Raw genomic sequence first — 24,999 nt, forward strand, 5'->3', positions numbered from 1 at the left:
CAGTCATGCGCCTGACTCCCCGCTCAGTCCTTGCCCGCGGCGCCCTGGTGGCCGCCGTCATGTTTCTGGCGGTTGCGCTGCTCACCCGCATTGCGCTGATGACTCAAGGGCGGCACGACATCGCATGGGATGCCTCGCTGCTGGGCTCCTTCGGCCTGGGTCTGTGGTATGATCTGCTGGCGGCCTGCTACGCGGTGGTGCCTTGGTTTTTGCTCACCCTGCTCCTGCCGGCCGCTTTGTGGCGCAGCAGGGCGGCGCGCTGGGTGGTGTCACTGCTTCTGCTGCTTTACGCGGTGGTCTTCATCTTCATCGGCGTGGCCGAGTGGTTCTTCTGGGATGAGTTCCAGGTGCGGTTCAATTTCATCGCGGTGGATTATCTGGTCTTCACCCAGGAGGTGATCGACAACATTCAGCAGTCCTACCCCATGCCGCTGATCTATGCCGGGCTGGCCCTCGCGGGGGCCGGCGTGGTCTGGGTGGCGTGGCGGCTGGGCACGGTGCGCTGGATTTGCGCGGGAGATCCCGCCTGGAGGCTGCGCATCGTGCCCGTTCTGGGCATCGCCGCTTTGGTGGTGGGCATCTCCAATGTTTTTTCAGAGTCTCAGCTCCCGCGCTTCAGCAACAACTTCAATCGTGAGCTAGCCAAAAATGGCCCTTATGCCTGGTGTGCAGCCTTCTGGGAAAGTGAGATCGAATTCGAACGCTTCTATTTAAAGTTCCCCATCGAAAAAGCGCTTGTTCGTGCCAAAGAGCTTCTGATTTTGGCTGACACGCCGCCCGCCAGCGATGACCCGCGGGATCTGCGCCGCGTGATCAAACACGAAGGTCCGGAGAAGCGGCACAACATCGTTTTTGTCTCCGTGGAGAGCCTGAGCGCGGCCTTCATGAGCCACTTCAAGGTAAACTTCAAGATCCGCTCCTACCTGACACCGAATCTGGACCGTCTGGCGGATGAGGGCATCCTCTTCACCAATCTCTACGCCACGGGGACGCGCACCGTGCGCGGCCTGGAGGCGCTGACGCTGAGCGTGCCGCCCACGCCGGGGCAGTCCATCGTCTGGCGGCCGCTGAACACGAACCTCTTCACCTCCGGCTCCGTCTGCCGCAGCCGCGGCTATGATGTGAGCTACGTCTATGGGGGCGACGCCATGTTTGACAACATGCGCACCTACTTCTCCCGCAACAACTACCGCGTGATTGACCGCGGCACCAAGCCGAAGAGCGAGATCACTTTTCAAAACGCCTGGGGTGTGGCGGATGAGGATCTCTTCCGCTGGGCGATGCAGGAGGCGGACACCAACCATGCGGCGAACAAGCCTTTTTTCATGCACGTCATGACGGTGTCGAACCACCGCCCCTTCACCTTTCCGGAAAACCGCATCGACATGCCGCAAGGCTCGCGCGAGGCCGCCGTGAAGTACACGGACTGGTGCATCGGCGACTTTTTGGAAAAGGCTAAGTCCAAACCGTGGTTTGCCAACACGATCTTCATCGTGGTGGCGGACCATTGCCACGGCAGCGCCGGAAGGATGGAGCTGGACGTGACCAAGTACCACATCCCCTGCATCATCTGGAATCCTCAGCTCATCCAGCCGCGCTCCTATGACCGCCTGTGCAGCCAGATCGATGTGGTGCCCACGCTGTTTGGCATGATGAACTGGAGCTACACCACGCGCACCTTTGGCCAGGACGTCTTCTCTGCTGGCTACACGCCGGACAGGGAGCGCATCTATGTCTCCAACTACCAAAAGATCGCCTACATCACGCAGGGGGACTTTGCCATGCTCAAGCCCAAGCAGGAGTTCACTCTGGGCAAAGTCGATCTCAAAGCGGGGACGATCACGCCAGAAAAATCGGCGGCACTGCAGTCCCGGTTGGACGACACCATTGCGCTTTATCAATCCGCCTCATGGCTCTTCCGCAACGGGCATCTGGGTGCTGATACCAGCAAGCCCTGAGCCGCTACCGGTTCATGCGCAGCGGCCCGCCGCTTCGTACTTCCGTCAGTTTGCTGTCGCGAATCACCACGCCGCCATTGACGATGACCTCAGTAAATCCCTCCGCGTAGTGGTGGGGATCGCTGAAGGTGGAGGGATCCGCTACTTTCCCGGGGTCAAAGATCACGATGTCCGCATGCGCCCCAGGCTTGATCATGCCGCGGTCTTTGAGGTGAAACTTCTGTGCAGGCAGTGAAGTCATGCGGCGCACGGCCTCGGGCAGTGTGAACATCTTCAGCTCCCGCACATAGCGGCCCAGAACCCGCGCGTTGTTGCCATAGCTGCGGGGATGCGGCACGTCCTCGCCCAGGCGGCGCGGACCGCCATCGCTCGCGATCATGGTGAGCGGATGCTTCATGAATATCTGCAGGTCCTCCTCATTCATGCCGTGGAAAATCGCACTGGCTCCGCCCTGCGCTTCGATCTCCAGGATGACTTCGATCTGGTCATTGAGCGCATCATTCCCGCGCCGAATCTTCGCGGCCTCAGGAATGGATTTGCCATTGAGCGAAGGATCGGCCTTGCAGCGCGCGATGACCGCGTAGCTGTAGTCCTTGCGCCCCTGGCGGGTGCGCATTTCGGCCATCCTGGCGATGATCGCGGCTTTTTTCTCCGGATCGCTGATGCGTGCCACGAAGTCCGCATGCTCGCCCTCCAGTGCGGCGTCTGGCAGGGTCTGGCGCAGGCCGGTGCTGGAGGCGGTGTAGGTGTATTGATCGTGCGTGATCTTCAATCCCTTCGCCCGCGCTTTGTCGAGCACGGCAAGCACTTCGCCGGCCTTTCCCCAGGCGGTGGGGCCGGAGAGCTTGATGTGCGAGACTTCAGCGCGGACTTTTGCCTCCGTGGCGATGCGGACGATCTCATCCAGCGCTTCAAAAATGCGCGCCGTCTCATAGCGCATGTGACTGACGTAGATGCCATCGTGCGCGGCGGCCACCTTTGCCAGCGCGATGAGCTCATCTGTCTTGGCGAATGAGCCGGGAACATAGATCAGGCCCGTGCTCAGGCCGACAGCGCCATCTTTCATGGCCTGATCGACGAGACCTGTCATCGTCGCCAGTTGTTCCGCATTGGGTGCCCGGATGAAGCTCCCGCCCATACCCTGCTCGCGCACGGACCCGTGGCCGATCAGCGTGGCCACATTGAGCGCGACTTTTGATTCCTCGATTTCCTCAAAGAACTTCCCCACATCCGTGCGCGAGTGGCCGCAGTTTCCCGTGATGATGGTCGTCACGCCCATGCGCAGGAAATTCTCCGCCACCGGAATCAGGCAGATGTCCTCCGAATGGGTGTGCGCGTCGATGAAGCCCGGCGCGGCCACCTTGCCGCCGGCATCAATGACTTCCGCCGCCGATCCCTCGACCTGGCCCACCGCCACGATGCGCCCGCCTTTGACGGCGATGCTGCCCGCGGCCAGCGCCCCGCCGCTGCCGTCCGCGATCTGCGCATGGGTGATGAGCAGATCAAAATCCGCCGCCAGGGCGGGGCCGGCGAGCAGCAGGGAAAAAAGGAGGCGAAGACTCATGGGGGTGAGGGAAAGACGTGGCGGATGGCACGGACATTGCCAGGAATCCTTTTGCCAATCTGGCCTCCGCATTCCATATCTCTGCACCATGCTCGACCTCACGAACAAGAAAATCGCCCTGCTGATGGGCGGCCCCGGCTCCGAACGCAAAGTTTCCCTGAAAACGGCTGAAAGCGTGGCCGAGGCGCTGCGCAGCAAAGGCGCCACCGTGGTCGAGGTGGACGTGACCGGCCCCGACTTCGAAGTGCCCAAAGATGTCTTCATCGCCATGAACCTGATCCACGGCACCTTTGGCGAGGACGGGCAGATTCAGGCCATTCTGGAACGCCACGGCATTCCCTACACGGGTGCAGGCGTGGAGAGCAGCCGCATCGCCTTTGACAAGCTGCTGAGCAAGGAGCGCTTTCTCGCCGCCGGGGTGCCGACCCCGCGCTCACAGACCTACCCGCTGGATGGCAGTCAGCCGCTGGCCATTTCGCTGCCCCTCGTGGTCAAACCACCGCGTGAAGGCTCCAGCGTCGGCGTGCACATCTGTCATACGCAGGCAGAATTTGAGGCCGCCATCGAGGACGCGAAGCAATTTGGCAACGACACGCTGATCGAGGATTACGTGGCCGGCAAAGAGCTGACCGTCGGCGTTCTCGGCGATCAGGTGCTGCCGATCATCCACATCGAACCCGTCGAGGGCTTCTACGACATCAACAACAAGTACCCGTGGATGAGCGGTACCGGCAAGACGAACTACAACTGCCCTGCCGCCCTCAGCCCCGAGGTGACCAAGGCCGTGCAGGAGGCCGCCATGAAAGCCTTCATCTCCTGCGGCACCGAAGTCTATGGCCGCGTGGATGTGATGCTGCGTGACAGCGACCAGGCTCCCTTTGTGCTGGAGGTGAACACGATCCCTGGCATGACCAGCAGCAGCCTGCTGCCCAAGGCCGCGAAGGCCGTGGGCATCGAGTTCCCGGATCTGTGCGCGAAGATCATCGAGCTTTCGATTGCCGCACGGCCTTGAGTGGCTCAGGCCTTGCGTGGTTTCCTCAGCCACAGATCGCTGCAAAACAGCAGCACCCCGAGCCAGATCAGGCCAAACGAGACCATCGCCGCGGCACTGACTGGTTCATGATACAGAAGCGCCCCCACCAAAAACTGGCCGGTGGGAGCGAGGAACTGCAGCACGCCGAGCAGGGCAAACGGAAGCTGCCGCGCCCCATGCGCAAAGCCCAGCAGCGGAATCGTTGTGATGATGCCAAGCCCCGCGATAAGGAACAGGTCATGCGCCGTGGCCGCACCCCAGATGGGCATGCCGCTTTGCTGCGTCCAGATCAGATAGGTGACCGCCACAGGCACGCCGACCACGGTTTCCACCGCAAGCCCCGGCAAGGAGCCCAGCGGTGAACGCCGCCGCGCCAGACCATAGAGCGCAAAGCTTCCCGCCAGCAGGAGGCCGATCCATGGAAACCTGCCCACCAGCATGAGCTGGGTCAGCACACCAAACGCCGCGGAGCCAATGCTGAGCTTTTGCAGCGCGGTCAGGCGCTCTCCCAGCATGCGGCTGCCGATGAGCACATTCAGCAGCGGATTGATGAAGTAGCCGAGGCTGCAGTCAATGATGCGCCCATGCTGCGCGGCCCAGACGAAGACGCCCCAGTTGATGGCCAGCAGAAAGGCGGACCACGCATGCGCCCTGAGCAGGCGCGCCTCCCGCAGTGAGCGCAGAAAGCCGGACCACTCACCGCAGAGAGCGAGCACGGGCAGGACGGTGGCCATGGTCCACACCACGCGCTGCGCCAGCGCCACATCGCTGCCCAGGTGGCCGAGCTGCTTCCAATACACCGGCAGCACGCCCCACAGGCCGAAGGCGACCACGGCGCTGAGCACCGCATTGGCAGAGGGTTTGTCAGGATTCATGCGTCTGGGTTTTACGTGTGTAGAGAATCAGCAGCGCCGCCACCAGGCCGAGCACGGCATTCAGCACCCACAGCACTTCAGGGTGATGATCATAGAGCATCATGCCGAGCGCGGAGCTGGCGGTATTGCCCGCGCACCAGGCCAGGCTCAAAAAGCCCACGTAGCGCCCGCGCATGTCCTCCGGCGAGAGACTCGCCGAGTACGCCTGCTGCCGCGAAAAAGCGGACATTTCCCCGAGGGTGAACACCACCATCATCAGCGTGAACGCCGTCAGCGACCCGCTGATCAGGAACGTGAGGAAACTGGCCCCCATGAGGATGTAGCCGAGCCCAAGCACCCACCTGACCGGCCACTGGCGCATGCCATTCGCCAGCGCCACTTCAAAGAGGCAGATCATCACGCCATTCAGCGCGAGCACGAGCCCCAGAAGATCCAGCGGCAGCCCGCTGCGCTCAAAGTGCAGCGGAAAGGTGGTGTTTGTCTGGCGGAAGACCCAGGCCGCGCAGACGCAGGCGCCAAACAGAGCCAGGAAGGCGTGGTTGGCACGGATGGACCGCCACGCATGGCCCCAGCCTGCGTGCTCACGCGGGGTGCGGCGCCCCCTTGGCAGAAACATCCATGCGATGACGCCAAACACCGCCGATGTGGTCGCATCCACCACGAACAACCAGAAAAAGGATGAGTATTGTGCGAGGAAGCCCGCGGCGGCCGGCCCGAGGGACCACGCGAGATTGACCGCAAATCTCTGCACCACATAAGCGGTGACGCGGTGCTCCGGCGGCACAATGTCCTGCACCAGCGCCGCACCGGCCGGGCTGCCTGCCTCGTTGATCGCGCCGGTGATGAAGGCCAGCGCGGCCAGTGTGCGCCAGTCCACCGCCTGGGACATGGCCATCATGCAGACCGCACCCGCGAGCGCCGAGACAGCCATGGTCACATTCCGTCCCAGCCGGTCTGCCATCCACCCGCCGATCCACGCGGCGATAAAGCCGCCCAGTGAGTACGCGGCCACGGCATAGCCGGCCTGCGCGGCTGTGTTGCCATTCGCCGTGATGAATAGCGTGAGAAACGGCACGACGAAAACGCCGAACCGGTTGACGAAGGTCGCGCCTACGAGAACCCAGAAGGATCTGGGCAGGAGCTGCAGTTGAGAAAAAAGAGACATGGTTGGAAACAGAAAAAGAGATGCATGGGAAAGAGGGTGATGAGCAGAAACGCAAAACGGGCCGGCTCAGGTGAGCCGGCCCGTCGAAGGCTTTGAAGGTTGCTGTGTTCGTTAAGGATTACAGGCCTTTGCTCACAATGTATTTCACGAGATCGACCACTCGGTTGGAGTAACCCCACTCATTGTCGTACCAGCTCACGAGCTTGAAGAACTTGCTGTTCAGCTCGATGCCGGAACCGGCGTCAAAGATGGAGCTGTGCTGGTCGTGCATGAAGTCAGTGCTCACCACTTCGTCGGCGGTCCAGTTCAGGATGCCCTTGAGGTAGGTCTCGCTGGCCTTCTTCATGGCGGCGGAGATTTCCTTGTAGCTGGTTTCCTTCTCCGTCTTCACGGTGAGATCGACCACGGAAACCGTCGGCGTCGGCACGCGGAAGGACATGCCGGTCAGCTTGCCCTTCACTTCCGGGATGGCGAGGCCCACGGCCTTGGCGGCACCGGTGCCGGAAGGAATGATGTTGATGGCGGCGCTGCGGCCACCCTTCCAGTCCTTCTTCGACGGGCCGTCCACGGTCTTCTGCGTGGCGGTGTAGGAGTGGATGGTGGTCATGAGGCCTTCGGCCACGCCAAATCCTTCCTTGAGCAGCACGTGAACGATCGGGGCCAGGCAGTTCGTGGTGCAGCTGGCGTTGGAGACCACGTGGTGCTTGGAGGCGTCATACTTCTCATGGTTCACGCCCATGACAACGGTGATGTCTTCATCCTTGCCAGGGGCGGAGATGATGACCTTCTTGGCGCCTGCGTCGATGTGGCCCTGGGCCTTGCTGCGCTCGGTGAAGAGGCCGGTGGATTCGATGACGACGTCCACACCCAGTGCGCGCCATGGCAGGGCGGCAGGGCCTTCACGCACGGCGAGGCACTTGATCTCATGACCATCGACCACCAGGATGTCGTCCTCGGCCAGCTCGGGGCTGGACTTCTTGGAGGAGACGTTCTCACGGGCCTTGCCCTGGGTGGAGTCGTATTTGACGAGGTAGGCCAGATTGTCAGCAGGCACGAGGTCGTTCACGGCGACGACGTCGATTTCCTTGCCCAGGAGGCCCTGGTCACAGATTGCGCGAAACACGAGGCGGCCGATGCGCCCGAAACCATTGATGCCGATTTTGACCATGTTAGTTAGAGGTAGTTTGGATTTTGAGGGGAGTCAGGCTTACCGCCGGGGGGAGGGGGTGTCAACCGCCGAGGCAGCAGGATTCGAGCCGGAATAGGCTTCCCCTGCCGTCAGGTCCTGCGATAGTCTGTTCCTATGAATAGGTTCGCCGCTGCGGTCATCTTGGTTGCAGGCATCACTCTGCCCGTCGCCTGGTTTTGGCAGGGCAAGGCCATGCCAGCGGTGGCACAGAGCAAAGCGCCTCGTGACAGACCTGTCGCAGAGAAGCTGAACACCATCATCATTCCGACCTATCCCACTGAGAAAGTCACGCTGGCAGAAGCCGTCGAATTCCTGCGGATCCAAAGCCGTGAACACGACACGGCGGCTCCCGAACCTTGGGACCGCGGCGTCAATATCGTCATCATCACAGGGAGCGAGAGGAGGCTGCCCGCCAGTTCCAGCCTGTCATTAAGAGACGTCCCGTTGGGCGAAGCATTGCGGCATGTTACGGAGCTGGTGGATTTGAAATACACCATCGAGCCGCATGCTGTGGCGATCCGCGAGCCACAAGACATGCGAACACCCAGCAGCCAGATTGCGTCCGCACTCGAACAGCGCCTGGCAAAAAGAATCCGGCCAACCGTCAGTTTTGGAGGCGCCACCCTTGCGGAAGCCGTGGAATATCTTCGGGTCAGCCAAGGCTGCATTGATGCCGCGGACGAGCAGGTCATGGATATCCCCCTCAATTTTGTCCTGCATCTTCGTGCCGGCATCAAACGCCCCTCTATCTCTCTTGATTTGAGGGACATTCCCATGAGTGAAGCGCTTCGTTATTGCGCTGAAATCTCCAACGCAGGGCTTCGCTACGACACGGCTGCGGTCATGATCACCGACATCGAAACGGAAACCTCCCCGCTGAACGCCCCCACAGCTTCGCCGATTTTGCGGACGGTGGATTTCCAAGATGCCACCCTTGCGGAGGCTCTCGACTTCGTCCGCATCAAGTCGCGTGAACTCAACCCTGACCAACGTGAAACTTCCATCACGGTGAAGCCGGGGGCCGCCAGCCAGGCCATCACCCTCTCGCTGAAAAGCATCTCCATTCATGAGACGCTCCGATACATCGCGGAGCTTTCCGGCCATCAACTCTCGCTTGAAGGTGGCAGCTATGTTTTGAGACCACTCTAAAACAGCGCCTCAAAAGCCTCGGTCATTCAGATTCACTACATTTGTAGTTGCCATTTCACGACAGATGTAGTGAAATGCTTTTAATTCATTAAATATGCCTGCCGCACCCGACATCTCCGACTCTGAATGGGCCATCATGGAGGCCCTGTGGGAGTCTTCGCCGAAGACCGCCTCGGAAGTGACCAAAGCCCTGCGCCCCACCATGAACTGGGCGGAAAACACCGTCCGCACCCTGCTCACGCGCCTGGTGGAAAAGGGGGCGCTCAAAACCGCCGAGAACACCAGCGGCACCCGCACCTTCCTTCCCGCCGTGAAGCGCGAGGCCTGCGTACGGGCCGAGAGCGAGTCCTTCATGCAGCGCATCTTTGGTGGCGCCGCCAAGCCCCTGCTCGTCCATTTCGCCCAGAACAGCAAGCTCACCGCCGAGGAGGTGAAGGAGCTCAAAAAGCTGCTCGATCAATCTCTCAATTCGTGAAGAGGATGAAAACTGCCTCCTTAAGCTTTCACATGTCGCTGTTCGCAGCGACTTTGCTGTCAGCCCAGGCCGCTCTGAGCCAGGAGCCAGACACCGATGGCGACGGCCTCTCCGACTTTGCGGAAAAGCACAAATACTTTACCGCCCCTGCCAAAGCAGACAGCGATGGGGACGGGAGACCCGACGGCATGCCAGAGGAGCGGCGAGAATACGCCTACAGCATCCGCACGCTCATCCGCGTGTTGAAGCCCTATGACCTCGCTTCGATGAATGACGACTATCAGGACGCCACCCTCTTGAAGGAAACTTCTGAATACGGTGAAATCGAGGTGGTCCACTATCCCCTGAACACTGTGGCTGAAGCCATCACGGCCAATCCTTCCTGGCGGACTGAATACGCAGGCATGCAGGACTGGCTGCGCCCCGGCATCACCACGAACTGGACGCATCAGATGCGCACGCAGCTCCTCGCCGAACTGGAGAGCGAAGACATCCATTTAGAAAAGCTCACCGACCGCGAAGTCGCGGAGAAAGTCTCGCGCTGGATGCTCCAGCGCATCAGGCCTCCAGCGACCATGTTCACCACCTTTTTCATCGACTTCTCCGGAGAGAAGCCCGCGCTGCTCAGCGGCTGCGAAAAGGCGTTTGAAAGAGAAAAAGGCAGGATGGGCTGGACCTTTGAGCAGCAGCTTCAGCACGAAGTTTTCGGCGCGGGAATGTTCGACCACAAATCGCGTGGCACCTGCACCTCCTCCGCCGTGTGCTGGACCACCCTTTTCCGTGCCCTGGGTCTTCCCGCGCGCCAGGTGCTGTGCATACCGGCTGTCGATGGGAACGACCCTGCGCAGCTCGAAATGATCAGGCACGGCGTCACCCACCACGGCGTGCGCAAAACCATTCTTGAAGGCATGGAAGGACTGCGCGGATTCGTGGCCCATACCTTCAATGAAGTCTTCATCGGCGGGCGCTGGGTACGGCTGAACTACAACAAGCTCGGGCAAAACATCCTCGATGAGAAATTGTACGGCCTCCTTACTCACACCCTCACTTTTCGAGACCTCAGCGAAGCAGGACTGTCCCCCACCTGGGGCAAACGCTACGCGCTGGGCCAGCGCAGCGCGGAGATCCCCACCGCCAATCCATTCACAGCTTTGGAAGTGAGCGACCTCTTTGGCTCGCATGCACAGATTCCAAATCCTGTCGTGAAGTCTCTGGCGGACCACACCGTGCTCACTGTCCAGCGTCTCATCTGGGCTGACTCTCCCCAGCGCCCGGCGTGGCTGACGCAGGAAATGCTGCATTCCACCATCCCGGACCGCGTACTCATCCTGGCACGTCCGGCGGAACACTTTGCCGATCAGAACCACCGCCAGTACCGGCGTTTCATTGACGCATCTGATCCGTCGTTTGTACTCAAAGGGGCCGACGGCACCGAGATACCGGCACGTCTGACCCTTGGATTCTATACCGTCAGCACTGAGTGCGAGATAGCCCTCTATATTTCCACGAATGACCGCGCCCGCATGAAGCCGGGAGTGTCATTCACCCTCATTCCTCAAAACCAAAAGGATCCGGCTCCCAAATGGGCCGTTCAGGAGGGCGTCACTCTCACCGCACCAAAACCATGAACATGCTCACTCAGCTTTTCGACTGGCTTCTCACCGCCAGCCTCCGTGCGTCGCTGCTCACCCTCGCCGCGCTGCTGATCCAGGCGGCATTGCACCGCCATCTCAGCGCCCGCATGCGCTACGCACTTTGGCTGCCGGTCCTCGTCGTGCTGCTCATGCCTGTGCTGCCGCAGAGCCGCTGGAGCATTGAGCAGGTTTTCCAGGCTCCTCCTCCGGCATTTGACCCAATGCCCCTGGCCGATCTGCCGTCGGTGGTCCGTTCAGCTTCAGAAACGCCTGTCCTCCCCTCCCCGCCGCCTGCTCCCATCAACTGGCAGGCGGCCTGCCAGCTCACCTGGGCCGGTATTTCCTCGGCCATGCTCGTCTTCGGCTGCCTTTCCTTCGTGCTCACCTTGCGCCGCTTCAAACAAGCGCGCCAGCCCGCCAGCGCGGAGCTCCTTGCCACGCTCGCCCAAATCTCCCGCGAGATACATCTGCGCCAGGTCCCTCGTGTCATGATCGCACCCTGTATCAGCAGCCCCGCTGTCACGGGTTTCCTGCGTCCCACCCTGCTGCTGCCCGCCGAGTTTGACCGCGAGTTCACACCCGAGGAGGCACGGCTCGTCCTCAGGCACGAGCTCATGCATCTCAAACGCGGCGACCTCCCCCTCAATGCCGTCATGTGCGTGCTGATGGCGCTGCATTGGTTCAATCCCCTGCTCTGGATCGCCTTCTTCAAAATCCGCGCCGATCGCGAAGCCGCGTGCGATGCCCAGGTGCTTCACGACGCGCCCAATGACCGCCGCATTGCCTACGGCCACGCGCTTCTCAAGGTCGAAACCGCCTTTTGTCCGCGCGGCCTCAGCCTCGGTTTTGTCGGCATCTTTCAGCGCGGGGCAGCCCTGCGCTCCCGCATCCGCTCCATCGCCACCCATCGCGCCCCGCATCCTGTCATGAGGTTTTTCATCTGCCTGTGCATCGTGCTGATGACTTTCCTCGGCATCACGCGGGCACAGCAGCCGAAGCCCGCAGGCAGCGCTCCGATCATCGCGATCGAAATGAGAATCATCGAGTTCAAAAAGCCCACCGAGTGGAATTTTGGCGGCAAACTCCCGGCCGAGGAAACGCTCTCTTTCATCTATGAAGAGGTGTCTGCCGAGACACTCGCGGTACAACTGCGTGAGATGCTCAAAGACGAAAACGCCAGGACCACCGCCTATCCGCGCATGGTGACCGCGGACAAAAACAAGATCGTGGTGCGAAGCATCGTCAACACACCCTTCAAAGGCGGCTACCTGCCGATCGGCCTGGTCTGCAAATTCACTCCTGCCCTGCATGGCACACAGGTCAGACTGGATGTCGACATCACGGACTCCGACCTTATCGATCCCGCCACCGGTGCGGTGGTTTCTGAGGTCAAGGGCGACCACCCCACCACACGCAGCCGGGTGTACCGTGGCAGCCACGAGATCCAGGACGGACATTCCTGCATCATTGCCGGCTGGGAAAACGGCAAGCCCGAGGGCAAACTGCCGCTGCTTTATGTGATCACCCCTCATGTGATCTCTCCCGGAAAAGACGGGCTCCCCGCTGACGCCGGTGCCGCCCCAAAGTCTGAAACCAGCAGAGACTTCGCCATCGGCCAGTCCAGCTTCCGGCCCGGTGACTCCATTGTCATCACTTCCGTGAAGCGCTCCGCGGACATGCTCACCGTCGGGCTGGACTATGAGCTCGCCAGCACCGGCGAAGCCACCGCCGCGCTCTACCTCACCTCCGCCATGAAAGCTGCGGATGAAAAGTCTCCCCCCTTTAATGCGAAGCAGCATGCCGTTGTAAAACGGGGCCGCGGCAGCGTGGTCCTGCAGCATCCGCTGCCCGCGCAGGGCCTCCCGCACGTCACGCTGTATGACAGAGAACATCAGCCGATTGGTGGCATCTACTTCGGAAGCACCAAGGAGGCGGCAGACTCCAGGGCGTTTCAGTTGAATTACATGACCCCATCGGCGTCCGGCGAGATAGTCATCACCGCACAGGAAACGTCCATCGACCCCGCCACCAAAATCCAGACAGCCAAAGGAGACGCACGGTGCAAGGTGGGAGAAATCTCCATCCAGGCGGCAGAACTGGTCTGCGACCCCAGGGCGCAGCAGCTCAAAATTCGCGGCCCGTTTACCCTGATGCTGGGTTCTGGAAAAAAACACAGCAGCACGTCATCCGAATCTTCAGCCGTGCTTGATCTCGCTTCCGGCAAGCTGACCACCATGGGCCCTCACGAGACAGAAATCGTCACAACTCCCGCCACGAATCAGGTCACCAGTCGCGCTGTGGAAGCCGAGCTCAAAGCCGCCGAACTCCGCAAGGCCCGTCCACAGCAGTATGACTTCAACAAAGCCATCCTTGGCGACGTGGTCCGCTTCCTCGCCACCGATGCGCGCATCGATTTCATCGCCCTTCCCGATGACAATCCCATCGGCCAGAGGCTGACCACTTTCAGCCTCCGCGGCAGCCCCTTTGAGGTGCTGGAAACGATTTGCCGGGCCAATTCTCTCATGCTGGTTCTTGACCACGAGCGGTGGCTCATCCGTCCTTCTGATGATGCGGATCTGATCGAAAAACACTATTCGCTGCCGGAGACACGGGCCGGCGTGGAAGACATCCTCCGCGACATCACTCTCCTTTTGGGTTCAGAGGAAGCCAGGCCGGCAAAGGGCCTTCCCCGGCCAAGTGTCGCATTTGACAAGGAAAAAAACTCTTTCTCGGTCAAGGGCACGCGGCTGCAGCAGACATGGATCGCCGGCTATTTCACCGGGCTCAGCGGTTTGGCGCAGGCCCGCAATGCCAAGTGATCCTGGGTTGAACTTGCGCCAAAGCTCTCCCAGGATGCCGCGTTCATGGCATCCACCCCAGACCTCGACCTCACCCAGCGCCTGCGCGAAAACGCCTGGATCGGCGATGCCGTTCTGGAGCTCTACGTCCGCAGCTTCATCCTGCGGCAGCACGGCAAAGTGGATGCCGAGATGAAGACACGCTTCACCTGCAACCAGTTCCTCTCCTGCACCGGCAATCCCACCGCCGTGGAGGCCGACATCGGCGTCGTGTATCAGCGCGAAGGCCTGGAGGCCGCCTTTGCCTGGATTCGAGAGAATCTGGAGCCGCTGTTTCTCAAGCAGGAGGCCAAGCGCGCCCGCACGGGGAAGTGATTACGCCCTCTGACCCAGCGCCTTCAGCTTCGCCTCTGCCTCGCTCCACGGCACATCATGCGGCAGGCGCTTCGTCGTCGCTGCGAGCGCGGCCGTCACGCCGGCGGCCTCACCCATGGCCACGGAGTTTCCTGTCACGCGGTAGCTTGCATGCGCGATGAAATCTCCGCTGATGTTGCGCCCGGCCATCATCAGGCCGTCCACATCTTTCGCGATCAGGGCGCGCAGCGGAATGTCATACGGCTTCACCTTCACGCCCGCATTGCTGTAGGCGGACTTTTTGTTCATGTCCGCGCTCAGCGCGTGAATATCCACGCTGAAGGTCGGACGCACCACGGCGTCATCATACCGCGCTCCCGCGATCACATCGTCCTTGCTCACCGTGTAGCGTCCCGCGATGCGCCGCCCGTCGCGCACGCCGATCTGCTCCGCCGTCGCGGCGATTTGCAACCCTTCCCATGGGCCGCCGAGCTTGCGTAAACCATTTACGATCTTGTTCATTTCGAGGCGCGCCTGCACCGTGGCCTCGGTGATCTTCGCCGCATCAAAGCACGGCACGCCATACTGGTGGTTCATCATCACCAGCAGCAGATTGTCGCGCACCTGCCACAGCGTGGGTTTGGCATAGGAGGGGAAATGCCCGGCGCGCTTGATTTCCGCCAGGAACAGGTCTTTGGAGATCGCGTCAGCCTTGCTCGGATCCGACTTGTGAATGAAGGACTCCAGCGCGGCGGCATCTTTGCACATCAGGAGCGCATTGAGCGACATGGGCTGGCAGGGACATGAAGCGGCCTCGCCATACTCAAACGCACAGCCCGCCAGCGCTCCGAGGTCGCCATCGCCTGTCGTGTCAATAAACACCGGCGCCTTCCATGCCTGCCGTCCCGACTTCGACTCCGTCACAATCGTTGTGAGCTGTTTTCCTTCGCGGTAGGCGGCGCAGACACGCGTGTGGAGCTGAAACTTGATGCCAGCCTCCACAAACATTTCCTCCAGCAGCAGTTTCATGCCCTCCGGCTCGTAAACAACGCTCTTGTGGCTGGTGCCGCGGCGCATCCCGCGCTCATCCAGACGCTTGAGCAGCTCCTGATTGAAACCCGGTTTGTCAAAATCCAGCAAGTAGCCCAGCAAGCCCGCCGTCCACACACCGCCGAGGCAGCCCCGCCACTCAAACACCCGCACTTTTGCGCCAGCACGTGCCGCAGTGATAGCCGCCGCGACGCCTGCGGGTCCGGCACCGCAGACGATGACATCCGCATCCTCCACCAGCGGCAGGTCCTGCGCAGGTTCATGAAACTGGCCCGCGATAGTCTTCTCCACTTCGGCCGCCGACATGATGCCCGGTGTCACCAGAGCTCCGGAAAAGGCGGCGCGCAGAAAAGAACGGCGTTTGAGATCAGATGGGGCGGGAGTGCTCATGGTCTTATTGGAGTCAGTTCGTTGGCGGATTTGGACACAATCATTCCTCACTTTTCACCATCAGCGACTCGGCCTGAACCGCCACCGCCTCATCACACTTTTTCAGAGCCTCCTGGAGTTTTGCACGATCCCCGCCGCTTTGCTGGATCAACCGCTGGGCAATGGCCAGCGCCGGCTCAAACCGCCCGTCGCCATCGGCATCCAGCCAGACCGGGTTCGTCGAGCCGACCACGCGCGGCACAAAGGTCTTGCTGCTCGGTTGGTAGGGGCGGGGAATCTCCCAGAAAGGCTCGGTGACACCCGGCCCCGTCGCGATCACCACCAGATGCACGTCATGCGCCGGCTTCGGCAGTTCCCAGACGATGCGGGCCTTTTCACCCGCACGGTGGTCATCCTGAATTTTTTGCTCACGGATCAAAACACCATTCGCAAACAGCTCCACGCGGTCGGCCTGTGTCCAAGCCGGGCCAAAGACCGAGGCCTCCACCTTGATCTTCTCCCCCAGGCCCGTCGCGAGATCTCCCACGGTGAACTTGTCATTCACCTTCACCTGCGCCAGCAGCCCCAGGCTCACCAGCAGCCGTCCTTCCTTGTAGCTGCGCCAGACTTCATCCAGATCGAGATTGGCCGCATCCGCATCCTTCGCCGCCACATAGGTGCGCCCTTGACCCAATATGAAGCGGTTCACGTCGTGGCTGTCGCTCGAGGCAATCGCCGCGATGCGGTGCCCACGGTTCAGCAGGGCAAACCAGTCCCGGTAAAGAAGATGAATGTCCGACTGCATCGCCGCCGAGGTGATGACTTCCATCGCATCAATGCCCGCCAGGGCCTCCGCCTGCCGGTGTCGGCCTGTCTTCGGGTTGAACTGAATGCCGCCAAAGGGGATGAATCCGCTGTGCAGATCCCGCGGGTGATTCAGCGTGATCACCTTCACTCCTGGTGTCGCACGGATCTCCGGCAGCAGCCTGGCCCAGTCCTCCATCTCGTGGTTCGCCACACGGGCGCCAGGCTCGATGGGGAACGCATTGAAATGGCCATGCTTCGTCGTCACCTCATTGCCGATGACTGGCGTGAAGCGCTCCGCCACACCCATGCTCGCCGCGCTCGGCGCATAGTCTGTGTGGTGATTGTGATCTGTCGCGATCGCCAGCTCAATCCCCTCTCCCGCAATCGTGAGCATGCGCTCCTCGATCTTCGCATCGCCATGCCCGCTGTGCGTCAGCGTGTGGATGTGACTGTCTGCCGCGATCCACCCTGCCGTGGGCACTTCGCGCCGCAGTTTGAGCGCCACCGGCTTGGTTTCTCCGGCTCGCAGGGAGATGGCCGCGCGTTGCACGCCCCATTCAAAGCCGCGCCCCGCAGTCAAAATATAGTCGCCCGGTGGCAGCGAAAGCACGGCCTTGCCGTTGCGCGCATACACCACGCCCACACGCACCGCCACCTCGCCCGCGGGCTCTGCGCGCAGCGGCTGCAGGGTTCCGTCTGTGCGTGTCAGAGTCAGCCGGCATGGCAGTCCTTTTCCCGTTTCGTCATCGGTCACGGTCACATCCATCTGCGCACCGCTCATCGTTTCCGCGACCGGTCTGGACGCGATCACGATGGGCCCGACTTCGACGTCATCCAGGCCTGAAGGCGCTTCGATGGTCAGCACGTTTTCTCCATCGCGCAGACTCCCGGCCGGGATCGCCAGCAGGCTTTCCATCGCCGTTTCCGCCGTCACCAGGGTGCCCAGCTTTCGCCCGTTCAGCAGCACCGGCCAACCCAGTTTCACGTCCCGCTGCCAGATCCGCAGCGTCTGCTCAGCGCCATTTGCCTTTGCCTCAAACCGCTTCTCCAGCCGCTCAGCATCCACAGGCTGTTCCTTGAAATTCTCCCACTCAAACTGCCCCGGCTTGCCAAGATGCAGCTTCCTGGCCTCCACGGTCAAATCCTCCGCCATGAGGCTCAATGCTGGCAGGCAAAACAAAATCCATTTCATCACATCCGAACGGCCCCATCGGGTCTCGCCTATCTCCCAGCCATTGAATTGCCGCGCCTTTCGGCCCAAGCTGGGCGCATGCATCACTACCCTGTCCTTCACACCTCTGCACCCGCATTGGACTGGTCCCGGGCCACGCCGGTGGAAGGTTTCGCTTTCCCCTGGGAGGACCGGACCGCGCCTCTCACCGAATTCCGGGCTCTGTGGGACGACGAACGCTTTCATTTCCGCTTCGACTGCGTGGATGACGATCTCGTGCTTCCAGACGGGCCCACGGCCAAAGACCGTGTGCTCGGCTCCGACCGCGTGGAAATCTTCCTCGCTCCTGATCTCAGCCTGAAGCCGTACTACTGCCTGGAACTGTCTCCACGCGGCGATGTGCTTGCCTACGAAGCGAATTTCTACCGTGAAATGAACTGGGACTGGCAATGCGAAGGTCTGCAGCTTTCCGCGCACATCGAAGGCAATCGCTACTCCGTCAACGGCAGCCTGCCACTCGATACGCTGCGTGCCTTGAAGGTGCTCAAGCCCGGCTCATCCGAATTCTACGCGGGCCTCTACCGTGCCGAGTTTCACCATCGGTCTGATGGCAGCGTTCATTCCGGCTGGATGCCGTGGGTGAATCCCAAAACGGAGCGCCCCGACTTTCATGTGCCCGCATCCTTTGGCGTGCTGGAACTCGTGGGTTGATGCGTCACTTCACACCTGCCGGCGCATAATTCGACACCGTGTCCCAGGCGATCTTCTGCAGAATGGCATGCTGTTCCGCGCTGATGCTGCGCTCAGGAGCCGTGTGTCCCACGGGACTGATGCGATAAATCGCGGCAAAATTGCAATACGCCGCCAGAGCCATGACGTGCCCCTGGCCGTGACCGATGGGATCGCGAAAGAGCGCGGACTGCTTGGTGATGCCGGGAAATTCCCCCGCCACCACCATGGCGCGCAGCTTCACCACGGCATCTCCCACAGGAATGATGAACACACATTTCCTGCCATGCTTTTGATTTAGTTCGGACACCTGCGCTTCGAGCTGCTTGCGCCAGCCATCGACGGCCGCCTGCAAGTCCGCGATCATGGCCTCGTCACGCCTGGCATTGTCTTTGATGCGCAGATCAGGCTGTCCCGGAGCTGGAGCAGGCACGTCAAAAGGATACCACGAGGCCTGAACCAGAAAGCGCATCTTCGGATTGTGCTCCAGGCCGAGGTTCACAAAATTCGTGATGCCTTCATCCGGGACCAGCACGTGCGGCGCCATGGTGAAGACATCCACCTCGCCAGCGGTGAGCGCCTTCTTCGCCAGGTTCTTTTCATCCGCGAGCTGCCAGTGCTGGATCACGCGCGAGCCGCCTATGCCCTGTCTTCCTGCAAGTTTGTGCCCCTGAATGTCCGTGGACTTGACCATCTCCTCGATCATAGCCGGCACAAACATGTGAAAGCTGTGCCCGGTGTAAAAGATGCGCTGGCCTGGAACCGCAGCGGGGGTGTCAGCCGCGAAGGCGCCGGACAGAGAGAGGGTCAGGCAAAAAGTGAGGAAGAAGCGGCGGTGAATGGGCATTCTCCAGCAACGTGCCCTCAGGGCTCTTCATTGCGTCCGTCCCCGTGATCGGCGTCAGATTCATCCAGGTTCGCCAGCTCGCTCAGCACCGTCGTGGCATACGTGCCCTTGGGCAGATCAAAACGAAACAGCAGGTCGCGCTTCTCCATCACTTCCATCGCAGCGTTGAGCGGACGCAGGCGCATCACCCGTCGCTCCTGCCGCAGACCGAAAGCTTCCAGACCGGCGGTGATCTCCGGAAACTCAGACAGCAGTTCTTGCTCGAGCCTGCGCACTTCGTCCACGCTCTGCAGTTCGCCGTTGCCCCACAGCGGTGCCGTGAGCTCCACAATGCCTTTTTCAAAACGCGCAGTTTCATCGCCCCGCTGATTCGCGGGCAGCAGCAGGGTGCCATTGTCTGCAAAACCGAAAACCTCGCCCTTCAGCGGCCGGTCCCAGGTGCCGCCTGCCATGCGAACCGCCACCACCGCATTGAACAAATGACTCCGTGCCGCGGAAAGGAGCAGCCCGCGCAGCAGGCGGTCTCCCGGCGTGAATTCGCCGCGAAACATCGCCTCCGCCTTCGCCATGTTCTGTCCATCATTGCCAAAACGCTGCGTGCCGAAAAAATTCGGCACTCCCTTCTCCATGATTGCCTGCCAGCGCTGCGCGGCGGATGCCGCATCGAAGTCTGGCTCGCGCAGCCGGATCGTGAAGCGATTCCCCCGATGAATGCCGCGCCGCAGCTTTCGAGTGTTCCGCGTGATGCGCAGCACACGCAGTCCCTCAGATTCCAGCACTGCGGGTTCTGGCGACGCCTGCCCCGGCATGTGCAGGCTGAACCACTGCCGGGTGACTGCGTGGCGGTCCTTTAAGCCGCAATGGCTGACCAGCCGCCGCCGGATGCCCAGCGCATCCGCCAGTCGTGCCGCTGCCGTGTTGCTGTCCAGATTTCGCTTTTCCACCCATGCGAGGCAATGCTCCCCCTCGCCCGAGGGTTCAAAGCCCAGAATCTCCTCCACCACGAAATCTTCCGGCTGCACCTTGAAGCGCGCGCGGCCCAGCGGGCCGCCATACAAAAAGGAAAGATCGTGCGAGGCTGAAGTCATGCTCAGCACTGCGGCCCGGTCACCAGATGTTTGGGCAGATCCGCCACGCGCTCACAGCCCACCTGCTCCATCACCTGCTTGAGCTGGCGCTTGAGCATCGTCATCGTGTGATCTCCGCCGTCTTTACCGAGTGCGGCCACGCCATACATAAAGGACCTCCCCATGAAGGCAAATTTTGCGCCGCTGGCCAGTGCGCAGGCCACATCCGGGCCGGCGCGCAGTCCGCTGTCGATCATCACGGTGGTGCGCTGGCCAAATTTCTTCGCGAGCTCGGTCAGCGGTTTGATGGTGGACTGCCCGGCATCAAGCTGGCGCCCGCCGTGATTGGACACAATGAAGCCATCCGCCCCGAGGCTGAGGGCAGTTTCAGCGTCTTCTTCAGTGACGACGCCCTTCACCACCAGCTTGCCTTTCCAGCGATCACGCAGGGCCTTGATCTTCGTCGGATTCAGGCGGCCCGAGAAAGTCTTGTTCATGAAAAGGCCGAGGTGCTTCATGTTCAGCCCCTTCGGCAGATACGGCTTCATGGTTTTGAACTCCGGCGCACCCGCAGCGAGCTGGCTGAACGACCACGTGGGGTGCAGCATCATCTGGATCACATTGCGCACGGACATGCGCGGCGGGATGGACAGCCCGTTGCGGATTTCCTTCGGCCGGTAGGCAAAGGTGGGCGTGTCCGCGAGGATGACGAGCACCGGAAAACCCGCATCTCGCGCGCGGTCCAGCAGTTTGTCACGCAGCGCATCTTCCGCCGGATGGTAGAGCTGAAACCATGCTTTCCCCTGCGTGATCTCGGCCACAGTTTCAATGCTGGCCGTCGCCACCGTGCTGAGCGTGAAGGGAATGTTATGCTGATGAGCCGCCTTCGCGATGATCTCGGTCGCCTTCGGCCAGACTAGGCCCTGCAGGCCGATGGGCGAGACACCAAAGGGTGCGTCATAAGTCGTGCCAAAGAGCTCCGTCTTCAGATCAGACCCCGGATAGTCCCGCAGATACCACGGCCGGAGCTGCACCTGCCGGATTTCATCCGTGTTGCGCTGCAGATTGATGTTTGAGAAACAACCGCCCTCCAGATACTCAAACGCAAAGCGCGGCACCCGCTGGCGCGCTCTCTCGCGCAGATGCTCAATGGAGGGGTAGTTGGAATTGAAAACTTCAGACATGATTCAGGAGATGGCAATCAAGCCACTAAACGCCGGATTTGCCAGCTTCCAACATCCACACTGAAAATCCTGAAACCCACGTAGCCTGCCTCGTGGGCCACTGCCTCACTCCGCCTTCTTCAGCTCCGCCAGCATTTCCAGCAGGTTGTCCGTGAGGATGACGCTGGTGTCTTCCTGCACCTGATTGGTGCCCAGCCAGGTCTCGTAGCCGCCGAGCTTGTGCTGCTCCAGGGTGGGCAGGTAGCCGTGCCGCCCGTTCGCCAGGCCGACGACCATGGTCTGCGGAAACGGGCTGCGCTTTTTCAAATCGAGCCCGATTTCCACGAAGGTCTCAAACGGAATGCAGCAGACGGCAAAGTCGCCGATGCGAATGGCCTGAAGCTGCACGGTGATGGTCTCCTCTTTGCGCTCCGCCGCATTCACGACGCTGCCTGCGTAATTTTTCGCCAGGCGCGGCAGCTTTTCGACGGCCTCCTTGTCCTTCACCGCGAGAACCGCCTTCGCCTCCGCCACATCCTGCTCGGAAGGGCGCCGGTATTTCAGCGTGATGTCACGCTGGAGCATGCCCAGCGTCACATCAGCCCGATGCTTCTCGATTTTCCGGTGTGCAAACCATGCGGTGTCCGCCGCCTTCTGCGCCACAATGCGGATCTGCTCAAACGGTTCACGCGGGGGCCGCGTCACGCCAAAGGGGATGTTGTTGATGTCCCCTGACGTGCCATTGGACATCATCGCCACAAAGTTTTCACCCCCACGCACGCGAGAAGGCATGACGCGGGCAAACTCACCGAAGTAGTCCGACGACATCTCCCCCTCCGGCGCGCCGCCCACGTAGTGCAGCGAGTAGTTGGCATACACGGCGATGGGTTTCCGCTTCGCATCCTGCACCGAAAGGATGGTGATGTCTGGATCAGTGGGGCCCGCCGGACGATCAATCGTGTTCGGATCCGTGCCGGGGTTCATCTTCACCTTGTCCAGGCGGCCAAAGGGATTGAGCGGCATTTTGCCCGGCTTCAAATACCAGCGGCGGTTGAAAACTTCGTCAGGAAGCGGATGCGCCGCCGCGCCCACCGCCGCTGGTCTCAGCGCCGCGTGCGCCTGGATGATCGACCCGGCAATGCCCTCCACAAAGCGCTTGTAATACCGCGCCGCCATCTCGCTGCGCGTGTTCACGGAGGGCCCGCTGTGCGTGTGCGTGGAGCTGATGAGCATCTTGTCCGGTGTCATGCCCGTCTTTGCCGCTGCGATGGCCTTCGCCTCATTCAGCACGTCCGGTCCGGCACCCAGCACATCCACCACCACCATCGCCAGCGCGGTCTTGCCATCATCCAGCACGAGCGCGCGCGCATGAAACGCATCATGCGCCTTGCTCGCAGGATTGGCGCTGAATCCGCCGGGCATGTTCATGGGAAACTCCGTCGGCGTAATGTCCACCGCCGCCGCTCCGGCACGAAGCGTTTTCGTTTGAGCCAGAAGCGGGGAGGCGAGGGCGAGCAGGGCGCAGGCAATCAATTTCATGGCCGCTCAATACGTACCTGCGGGCGCGATTCTCGTGGCAAATCACCGCGAAATGCCCGCTTTGAGCTTCAGCGCTTCGAGAAGACTCTCACGCTCCTCCGGAGATTCATACAGCAGCCCGCCATTGAGCCTGCGGCTCATCTTCTGCACCTCGCTGTCGCCCGGATAGCGTTCGCCCATCACCTCTTGCAGGGCGGTCTGGGCGATGCTGCGCACAGGATAAAATTTCTCCCGCAAGGTGCCGCAGGCGCCATTGACGACGAAGTGGCCGTCCTGCAGCGCCGCTACAAACCAGTCGATGCAACGCCGGTCCCTGAGCCGGCGCAGTGTCTTCGCGGCGCTGATCCGCACCGCGGGATACTCCGACCACGCCATCTCCCGGGACGCCTTCTCCACAGCTTCTCCATCTCCAAGAGCGGCAGCAATCACGATCAGCATGCCGCGTACCTCGGGGTCCTTCTCTCGCGCCATTTCCCTGTGCACCTCTGGCAGCAGCCCGCCGCCTTCTTTACGGCAGTCCTCAATGATGGCCTCCCGTTTCCGCTCTGTCGGCATGGTGCTTTGCCTCCAGTAGTAATCCGCGTCCGGATTGGCAGGATCGCACTCATGTCGAAGCCGGGCCATGATGCCCGCAAAAGCAGGGCTCGGCCTGTCGCTCCATTGGAGAACCAGACAGGGCACCAGCAAAAACAGCAGGGCAACCATGAGGCGGTCGTGACTCATGCCCATGGAACGAACAGGGCGGTCCAGTCATTAGTCTAACCGCTGTCTTTTTAGTTCGTCGGGTTCTCATACCAAAACACGCCGAGCTGGTCGCGCTCCTCGCAGGTGATGACATCAAGGTCTCCATCCCCATCCAGATCAAGCGTCTGCATCAGGTCATACTTCAGGCCTTCCGGTCCCCCGAGCGTGTGCTGCTTCCACGGACCGCCGCGCTGCTGCTCCAGCCACACGATGCCTTCGAGCGGTCCCTTGGCGTTTTCGCAGGTGAAGAGAATGTCGGGCAGCTTGTCGCCATTCACATCCGCGATCTTCACGGCCTTCGCGTCGCCCAGGTTCGCGCCATCCAGCTTCACCCCATGCTCCTCCCAGCCGCCATCGGCCTTGCGCAGACAGAGGATAATCTCCACCGGCTTTGCCGCCACCGCCACATCCACCCGTCCGTCTCCATTCACATCGCCGAGATCCGCAAACATCACCTGCTTGCCCAGCCCGCCAATGGCATGCTCCTTCCACGGTGCATGCTCGCGGTTCGCCGCCGCCCCCGGATTTTCAAGCCAGAACACACCCGTATGCTCCCCTTTGCGATCGCTGATCACCGCATCCGCATCCCCGTCGCCATCCATGTCCTGCGGCGTGACTGACATGACCCAGCCGGCATCGCGCAGCTTGTGCAGCGTCCACGCCTGGAGGTCATCCGCCTTTTCCGGTGCCTGCAGCCAGCTCACCGCCGCACCTTTGTTTTTGGACGCCACCAGCAGGTCCGGCCCATGCTGCCCATCGAGATCCAGCGCCGCCGCCTGCATCCACATCTGCGTGTTCTTCGCCACCGGAAAAGGCTGGGTAGTCCATGCGCCATTCACCCGCCGATGCCAATACAGCGTGCACGTTTTACCCTCCGTGCCGCTGACCACCTCCAGCTCTCCATCTCCATCCAGATCTGCAAAGATCGCCTCCTCCACATTCGTCACCTCGCCCACCGTGATCTTTTCCCACGGTTCCCGCGCCTTCGCCGTGCCTGGATTCAAATACACCCGCACCACACCGCCCTCCTCCCAGCCGGTGACAATGTCCGGCAGGCCATCCTTGTTCAGGTCTCCCAGCTTCACCCCGTCCGCTCCGCGCGATGACTTGTCGATGGTATGGCGCAGCCATGGCGTTCCGGGCGCCAGAACGACGGTGTCGTCAGCTCTCAATAGAACCGCGGAATACAAGGTGCAGAAAAGCAAAAGGGAGCGCATGCCGCTACTGAACGTGGGAACCGTCCGCAAATCGCACGATTTCACCTCGGCTCCCACAGGTTCGCAGAAGCGGGCAAAAAGGCTTGTCTGGACGAGAGCCTC

The 24,999-nt window shown here is 61.3% G+C and carries 20 protein-coding genes; 8 read left to right on the forward strand and 12 right to left on the reverse strand.

Features of this window, described 5'->3' with window-relative positions; all coding sequences use genetic code 11:
* Positions 1-5 precede the first annotated feature (5 nt).
* On the forward strand, positions 6-1,958 hold the full coding sequence (locus ACILSQ_RS10770) for an LTA synthase family protein (RefSeq protein WP_395743627.1): 1,953 nt from the start codon (positions 6-8) through the stop codon (positions 1,956-1,958).
* Positions 1,959-1,962: 4 nt separating this feature from the next.
* Here ACILSQ_RS10770 and ACILSQ_RS10775 read toward each other — a convergent pair whose 3' ends face one another.
* Positions 1,963-3,522 (reverse strand): amidohydrolase family protein, encoded by a 1,560-nt coding sequence (locus ACILSQ_RS10775; protein WP_395743628.1) that lies wholly within the window; start codon positions 3,520-3,522, stop codon positions 1,963-1,965.
* A gap of 88 nt (positions 3,523-3,610) precedes the next feature.
* Here ACILSQ_RS10775 and ACILSQ_RS10780 point away from each other — a divergent pair, with 88 nt between their 5' ends.
* A complete protein-coding gene (locus tag ACILSQ_RS10780) occupies positions 3,611-4,534 on the forward strand; it encodes a D-alanine--D-alanine ligase (protein WP_395743629.1) in 924 nt (307 codons plus the stop codon).
* Between the two features lie 5 nt (positions 4,535-4,539).
* Here ACILSQ_RS10780 and rarD read toward each other — a convergent pair whose 3' ends face one another.
* From rarD to gap, 3 genes are all read right to left on the reverse strand, one after another.
* Complete coding sequence (rarD, locus tag ACILSQ_RS10785; RefSeq protein WP_395743630.1) at positions 4,540-5,430, reverse strand: EamA family transporter RarD; 891 nt, start codon at positions 5,428-5,430, stop codon at positions 4,540-4,542.
* The gene (locus tag ACILSQ_RS10790) at positions 5,420-6,595 is read right to left on the reverse strand and encodes an MFS transporter (protein WP_395743631.1); all 1,176 of its coding nucleotides are present in this window, start codon (positions 6,593-6,595) and stop codon (positions 5,420-5,422) included. The genes rarD and ACILSQ_RS10790 overlap by 11 nt, the downstream gene beginning before the upstream one ends.
* Before the next feature lie 118 nt (positions 6,596-6,713).
* Positions 6,714-7,763 (reverse strand): type I glyceraldehyde-3-phosphate dehydrogenase, encoded by a 1,050-nt coding sequence (gene gap, locus ACILSQ_RS10795; protein ID WP_395743632.1) that lies wholly within the window; start codon positions 7,761-7,763, stop codon positions 6,714-6,716.
* Positions 7,764-7,898: 135 nt separating this feature from the next.
* Between gap and ACILSQ_RS10800 the strand changes: the two genes are divergently transcribed.
* The 5 genes from ACILSQ_RS10800 (at position 7,899) to ACILSQ_RS10820 (ending at position 14,215) form a co-directional block, all read left to right on the forward strand.
* Positions 7,899-8,933 (forward strand): hypothetical protein, encoded by a 1,035-nt coding sequence (locus tag ACILSQ_RS10800; protein WP_395743633.1) that lies wholly within the window; start codon positions 7,899-7,901, stop codon positions 8,931-8,933.
* 94 nt (positions 8,934-9,027) lie between these two features.
* Entirely contained in the window at positions 9,028-9,408 is a 381-nt protein-coding gene (locus tag ACILSQ_RS10805) for a BlaI/MecI/CopY family transcriptional regulator (RefSeq protein WP_395743634.1), read from the forward strand.
* 32 nt (positions 9,409-9,440) lie between these two features.
* Positions 9,441-11,036 carry a transglutaminase domain-containing protein gene (locus ACILSQ_RS10810; protein ID WP_395743635.1) on the forward strand — a complete coding sequence of 532 codons (1,596 nt, stop codon included), beginning with the start codon at positions 9,441-9,443 and terminating at the stop codon, positions 11,034-11,036.
* The gene (locus ACILSQ_RS10815; protein WP_395743636.1) at positions 11,033-13,861 is read left to right on the forward strand and encodes a M56 family metallopeptidase; all 2,829 of its coding nucleotides are present in this window, start codon (positions 11,033-11,035) and stop codon (positions 13,859-13,861) included. The genes ACILSQ_RS10810 and ACILSQ_RS10815 overlap by 4 nt, the downstream gene beginning before the upstream one ends.
* A 45-nt stretch (positions 13,862-13,906) precedes the next feature.
* The gene (locus tag ACILSQ_RS10820; RefSeq protein WP_395743637.1) at positions 13,907-14,215 is read left to right on the forward strand and encodes a hypothetical protein; all 309 of its coding nucleotides are present in this window, start codon (positions 13,907-13,909) and stop codon (positions 14,213-14,215) included.
* Here the strand turns inward: ACILSQ_RS10820 and ACILSQ_RS10825 are convergent, their stop codons facing one another.
* Both ACILSQ_RS10825 and ACILSQ_RS10830 read right to left on the reverse strand, forming a co-directional pair.
* The gene (locus ACILSQ_RS10825) at positions 14,216-15,634 is read right to left on the reverse strand and encodes an FAD-dependent oxidoreductase (protein ID WP_395743638.1); all 1,419 of its coding nucleotides are present in this window, start codon (positions 15,632-15,634) and stop codon (positions 14,216-14,218) included.
* A gap of 40 nt (positions 15,635-15,674) precedes the next feature.
* Positions 15,675-17,612, reverse strand: a complete 1,938-nt coding sequence (locus ACILSQ_RS10830) for a CehA/McbA family metallohydrolase (RefSeq protein ID WP_395743639.1) — start codon at positions 17,610-17,612, stop codon at positions 15,675-15,677.
* A 78-nt stretch (positions 17,613-17,690) separates the two neighbouring features.
* Between ACILSQ_RS10830 and ACILSQ_RS10835 the strand changes: the two genes are divergently transcribed.
* A complete protein-coding gene (locus ACILSQ_RS10835) occupies positions 17,691-18,302 on the forward strand; it encodes a carbohydrate-binding family 9-like protein (protein WP_395743640.1) in 612 nt (203 codons plus the stop codon).
* Between the two features lie 4 nt (positions 18,303-18,306).
* Here ACILSQ_RS10835 and ACILSQ_RS10840 read toward each other — a convergent pair whose 3' ends face one another.
* The 6 genes from ACILSQ_RS10840 to ACILSQ_RS10865 form a co-directional block, all read right to left on the reverse strand.
* The gene (locus ACILSQ_RS10840) at positions 18,307-19,167 is read right to left on the reverse strand and encodes a hypothetical protein (protein ID WP_395743641.1); all 861 of its coding nucleotides are present in this window, start codon (positions 19,165-19,167) and stop codon (positions 18,307-18,309) included.
* A 17-nt stretch (positions 19,168-19,184) separates the two neighbouring features.
* Positions 19,185-20,255: a tRNA pseudouridine(13) synthase TruD gene (gene truD / locus ACILSQ_RS10845; protein ID WP_395743642.1), complete on the reverse strand. Its 1,071-nt coding sequence runs from the start codon at positions 20,253-20,255 to the stop codon at positions 19,185-19,187.
* 2 nt (positions 20,256-20,257) lie between these two features.
* On the reverse strand, positions 20,258-21,418 hold the full coding sequence (locus ACILSQ_RS10850; RefSeq protein ID WP_395743643.1) for an alpha-hydroxy-acid oxidizing protein: 1,161 nt from the start codon (positions 21,416-21,418) through the stop codon (positions 20,258-20,260).
* A 105-nt stretch (positions 21,419-21,523) separates the two neighbouring features.
* The gene (locus ACILSQ_RS10855; RefSeq protein WP_395743644.1) at positions 21,524-22,936 is read right to left on the reverse strand and encodes a neutral/alkaline non-lysosomal ceramidase N-terminal domain-containing protein; all 1,413 of its coding nucleotides are present in this window, start codon (positions 22,934-22,936) and stop codon (positions 21,524-21,526) included.
* A gap of 42 nt (positions 22,937-22,978) precedes the next feature.
* On the reverse strand, positions 22,979-23,659 hold the full coding sequence (locus ACILSQ_RS10860; protein WP_395743645.1) for a HEAT repeat domain-containing protein: 681 nt from the start codon (positions 23,657-23,659) through the stop codon (positions 22,979-22,981).
* 50 nt (positions 23,660-23,709) lie between these two features.
* Positions 23,710-24,897: an FG-GAP repeat domain-containing protein gene (locus ACILSQ_RS10865; protein WP_395743646.1), complete on the reverse strand. Its 1,188-nt coding sequence runs from the start codon at positions 24,895-24,897 to the stop codon at positions 23,710-23,712.
* Positions 24,898-24,999 lie beyond the last annotated feature (102 nt).

The organism is Prosthecobacter sp., from assembly GCF_044227185.1.
In the GTDB taxonomy this organism is placed as follows: domain Bacteria; phylum Verrucomicrobiota; class Verrucomicrobiia; order Verrucomicrobiales; family Verrucomicrobiaceae; genus Prosthecobacter.

Bases quoted from the DNA above. Each gene is read 5' to 3' on its own strand.
- ACILSQ_RS10770 (WP_395743627.1), top strand. From the start codon at position 6: ATGCGCCTGACTCCCCGCTCAGTCCTTGCCCGCGGCGCCCTGGTGGCC.
- ACILSQ_RS10775 (WP_395743628.1), bottom strand. From the start codon at position 3,522: ATGAGTCTTCGCCTCCTTTTTTCCCTGCTGCTCGCCGGCCCCGCCCTG.
- ACILSQ_RS10780 (WP_395743629.1), top strand. From the start codon at position 3,611: ATGCTCGACCTCACGAACAAGAAAATCGCCCTGCTGATGGGCGGCCCC.
- rarD (WP_395743630.1), bottom strand. From the start codon at position 5,430: ATGAATCCTGACAAACCCTCTGCCAATGCGGTGCTCAGCGCCGTGGTC.
- ACILSQ_RS10790 (WP_395743631.1), bottom strand. From the start codon at position 6,595: ATGTCTCTTTTTTCTCAACTGCAGCTCCTGCCCAGATCCTTCTGGGTT.
- gap (WP_395743632.1), bottom strand. From the start codon at position 7,763: ATGGTCAAAATCGGCATCAATGGTTTCGGGCGCATCGGCCGCCTCGTG.
- ACILSQ_RS10800 (WP_395743633.1), top strand. From the start codon at position 7,899: ATGAATAGGTTCGCCGCTGCGGTCATCTTGGTTGCAGGCATCACTCTG.
- ACILSQ_RS10805 (WP_395743634.1), top strand. From the start codon at position 9,028: ATGCCTGCCGCACCCGACATCTCCGACTCTGAATGGGCCATCATGGAG.
- ACILSQ_RS10810 (WP_395743635.1), top strand. From the start codon at position 9,441: ATGTCGCTGTTCGCAGCGACTTTGCTGTCAGCCCAGGCCGCTCTGAGC.
- ACILSQ_RS10815 (WP_395743636.1), top strand. From the start codon at position 11,033: ATGAACATGCTCACTCAGCTTTTCGACTGGCTTCTCACCGCCAGCCTC.
- ACILSQ_RS10820 (WP_395743637.1), top strand. From the start codon at position 13,907: ATGGCATCCACCCCAGACCTCGACCTCACCCAGCGCCTGCGCGAAAAC.
- ACILSQ_RS10825 (WP_395743638.1), bottom strand. From the start codon at position 15,634: ATGAGCACTCCCGCCCCATCTGATCTCAAACGCCGTTCTTTTCTGCGC.
- ACILSQ_RS10830 (WP_395743639.1), bottom strand. From the start codon at position 17,612: ATGAAATGGATTTTGTTTTGCCTGCCAGCATTGAGCCTCATGGCGGAG.
- ACILSQ_RS10835 (WP_395743640.1), top strand. From the start codon at position 17,691: ATGCATCACTACCCTGTCCTTCACACCTCTGCACCCGCATTGGACTGG.
- ACILSQ_RS10840 (WP_395743641.1), bottom strand. From the start codon at position 19,167: ATGCCCATTCACCGCCGCTTCTTCCTCACTTTTTGCCTGACCCTCTCT.
- truD (WP_395743642.1), bottom strand. From the start codon at position 20,255: ATGACTTCAGCCTCGCACGATCTTTCCTTTTTGTATGGCGGCCCGCTG.
- ACILSQ_RS10850 (WP_395743643.1), bottom strand. From the start codon at position 21,418: ATGTCTGAAGTTTTCAATTCCAACTACCCCTCCATTGAGCATCTGCGC.
- ACILSQ_RS10855 (WP_395743644.1), bottom strand. From the start codon at position 22,936: ATGAAATTGATTGCCTGCGCCCTGCTCGCCCTCGCCTCCCCGCTTCTG.
- ACILSQ_RS10860 (WP_395743645.1), bottom strand. From the start codon at position 23,659: ATGAGTCACGACCGCCTCATGGTTGCCCTGCTGTTTTTGCTGGTGCCC.
- ACILSQ_RS10865 (WP_395743646.1), bottom strand. From the start codon at position 24,897: ATGCGCTCCCTTTTGCTTTTCTGCACCTTGTATTCCGCGGTTCTATTG.